Origin of the sequence: Actinoplanes sp. NPDC051633 (assembly GCF_040681735.1) — a bacterium.
Taxonomy (GTDB): Bacteria; Actinomycetota; Actinomycetes; order Mycobacteriales; family Micromonosporaceae; genus Actinoplanes.
On record NZ_JBFAZH010000850.1, the window covers coordinates 1 to 3,431 of the forward strand.

Below are 3,431 nucleotides of genomic sequence, written 5' to 3' on the forward strand. Positions count from 1 at the left end.
CAGGTCGACACCCAGCGCAACACCTGCTGCCACGCGGGCGGCAGCATGACCTTCGACGGCGCCGGCAACCTCTACCTGGCCACCGGCGACAACACGAACCCGTTCGAGTCGGACGCGTTCACGCCGATCGACGAGCGGCCGGGCCGTCAGGACTACGACGCCCAGCGGAGCGCGGGCAACACCAACGACCTGCGCGGCAAGGTGCTGCGGATCCACCCGGAGGACGACGGGACATACACCGTGCCGGCCGGCAACCTCTTCGCCCCGGGCACCGCGCGTACCCGTCCGGAGATCTTCGCGATGGGCTTCCGCAACCCGTTCCGGATCGGCATCGACCCGGCCGGCGGCACCCTGTATGTCGCCGATTACGGGCCGGACGCCGGCGCGGCGAACCCCAACCGCGGACCCGAGGGAACGGTGGAGTGGAACGCCGTCGCCGCCGCGGGCAACTTCGGCTGGCCGTACTGCACCGGCGCCAACTACGCGTACAACGACTACCAGTTCCCGTCCGGCCCGAGCGGTGCGAAGTTCGACTGCGCGGCACCGGTGAACAACTCTCCCAACAACACCGGTCTGACGACGCTGCCGCCGGCCGTCAGCGCCACCGTGGACTACGACTACAGCGGCAACCCGCGTTTCCCGGAGATCGGCGGCGGCGGCGCACCGATGGCCGGTCCGGTCTACCGCTACGACGCCGGCCTGAGTTCGGATCGCAAGTGGCCGGCGTACTTCGACGGCAAGGCGATGTTCGGCGAGTGGAACCAGTCGAAGATGTACGCGATGCAGGTCACCGCCGACGGCCGGTCCCTGGTGGACATCAATCAGTTGCTGGCCGGGATGAGCTTCATCCGGCCGATGGACTTCGAGTTCGGCCCGGACGGCGCGCTCTACATGATCGAGTGGGGCACCGGCTTCGGCGGGAACAACGACGACTCCGGGGTCTACCGGATCGACTACGTCGCCGGCGAGCGCGCCCCGATCGCGGTTGCCGCCGCCACCCCGACCTCCGGGCCGGTGCCGCTGACCGCGCAGTTCTCCAGCGCGGGGTCCCGCGATCCGGACGGCGGCGCGCTCACCTACGCATGGACCTTCGGCGACGGCGCGACCTCGGCCGAGGCCAACCCGACCCACACGTACACCGAGGCGGGCAACTACACCGCGCAGCTCACCGTCACCAACCCCAAGGGCCGCACCGCGGTGGCGAACGTGCCCGTCACGGTCGGCAACACCGCTCCGACGGTGACCATCGAGTTCCCGCCCGACGGCGGCTTCTTCGAGTGGGGCGACCAGGTCAAGTACACGATCAAGGTGACCGACCCGGAGGACGACGAGATCGACTGCGACCGGGTACGGCTGCAGGTGCTGCTCGGCCACGACGAGCACGCCCACCCGCTGGAGCAGCACACCGGCTGCACCGGGACCGTGCAGACCGCGCTCGCCTCGGGGCACGGCGCGGAGGCGAACGTCTTCGCGGTGTTCGAGGCGTCGTACACCGACGACGGCGGTGTCGGCGGCGCCAAGCCGCTCACCGGCACGATGATCGAGCAACTGCAGCCCAAGCGAACGCAGGCCGAGTACTTCAGCGCCACCGGGCGGGTGGCCGGCGCCACCGGCGGCGGCGACCCGGGCGTGCAGCGCGAGACGACCAGCGACCCGGCCGGCGGCGGGCAGAACATCGGCTTCATCGAGGACGGCGACTGGTGGTCGCTCGATCCGGCCAGCCTGACCGGCATCGACTCGATCCGCTTCCGGGTGGCCTCGGCCGTCGCCGGCGGACGGATCGAGGTCCGCACCGGCGCGGCCGACGGCCCGCTGGTCGCCACGGCCACGGTGGCCGGCACCGGCGGCTGGCAGAACTGGGCCGACGTCACGGCCCCGGTCTCCGGCACCGGTGGGGAGTCGCTGTTCTTCGTCGTCCGGGACCCGGCCGGCGGGGCGGGCTCGCTGATGAACGTGAACTGGATGGACTTCCTCGGCCGGGGTGTCACCGAGAACGCGCCACCGGTGGTCAGCGCCGTCGCGACGCCGACCACCGGCACCGCGCCGCTCACCGTCGAGTTCGACGGCACGGCCACCGACTCCGAGGGCGACACACCCCTGACGTACGCCTGGGACTTCGGCGACGGTGGCACGGCGACCACTCTGGACGCCTCGCACACGTACCGGGTGCCCGGCAACGTCACGGCCACGCTGACGGTGACCGACAGCCGCGGCGCGAAGGCGTACACCAACGTGCCTGTCCGGGTCGAGGCCCCGAACAATGCCTGCTTCGGGGCGCGGTCGGACGACTTCCTGGGCAGCGCGCTGAACCGTGACCGCTGGTCGGTGGTCCGCGAGAACCAGACGTTCTCGGTCGCCGATGGGGCGCTGCGGCTCCCGACTGCCGTGGGTGACCTCTACGGCACCCGCAACGACGCCACGAACCTGGTCCTGCAGCCCGCGCCGGCCGGCGCCTGGCAGGCCACCACCAAGGTCACGGTGCCGGTGACCGCGACCTACCAGCAGGCCGGGCTGATCATCTACGGCGACGACGAGAACTACGCCAAGCTGGACCTGCTGTTCAACGGCTCGCGCACGGTGGAGTTCATCCGGGAGGCGGCCGGGACGCCGCGCAACGAAGGCGGCGACAGCACCGCGGCGCCCACGGGCGACACGATCTACCTGCGGCTGCTCAGCGATGGGACGAACCTGACGGCGGAGGCCTCGGCCGACGGCCAGACCTTCACACCGGTCGGTCGCCCGGCCGCGCTGGCCGGCATCGTCAACCCGCGGGTCGGGGTGTTCGCGCTCAACGGCGGCACCACGGCGCCGGTGGTGGACGCGGTGTTCGACTGGTTCCAGATGACGCCGGACGCACCTGCGGAGCCGGCCGCGCCGTCGGACGAGTTCGCCGGCGACACGCTCGACAAGTGCCGGTGGGGCGCGATCGTCCGGGAGGACGCGACGGCCTACCGGGTCTCCGGCGGGGCACTGCGGATCGACGTACCCAACGGTGACATCTACGGCAGCAACAACACCGGGCCGACGAACTTCATCCTGCAGAACGCGCCGTCCGGCGACTGGACCCTGCAGACGAAGGTCGACGGCAGCCTGCTCGACGAGCAATACCAGCAGGCCGGGCTTCTGGTGTACGGCGACGACGACAACTACCTCAAGTTCGACCTCGTCCTCGACAACACCGCGGGCCAGCCGGTCAACCGGCGCCTCGAGTTCCGCAGCGAGATCGGGGCGGCGGTGCAGAACCCGCAGCCGCAGACCGGCAACCTGGCGTCGGGGGTGTGGCACCTGCGGCTGGCCAGGGTCGGTAACACCTACACCGCGGCGTACTCGGCCGACGGTGCCGAGTGGACGACGTTCGAGTCGCTGACCAACGCCGCGGTCGGCGCGGCCCCGAAGGTGGGGCTGTTCACCCTCGGCGCCGCCCAGACGGC

1 protein-coding gene is annotated in these 3,431 nt (G+C 71.2%); it reads left to right on the top strand.

What is annotated here, in order from left to right:
- A partial coding sequence (locus AB0M20_RS33255) for a PKD domain-containing protein (RefSeq protein ID WP_364304300.1) occupies positions 1–3,431 on the top strand: 3,431 nt, incomplete at both ends.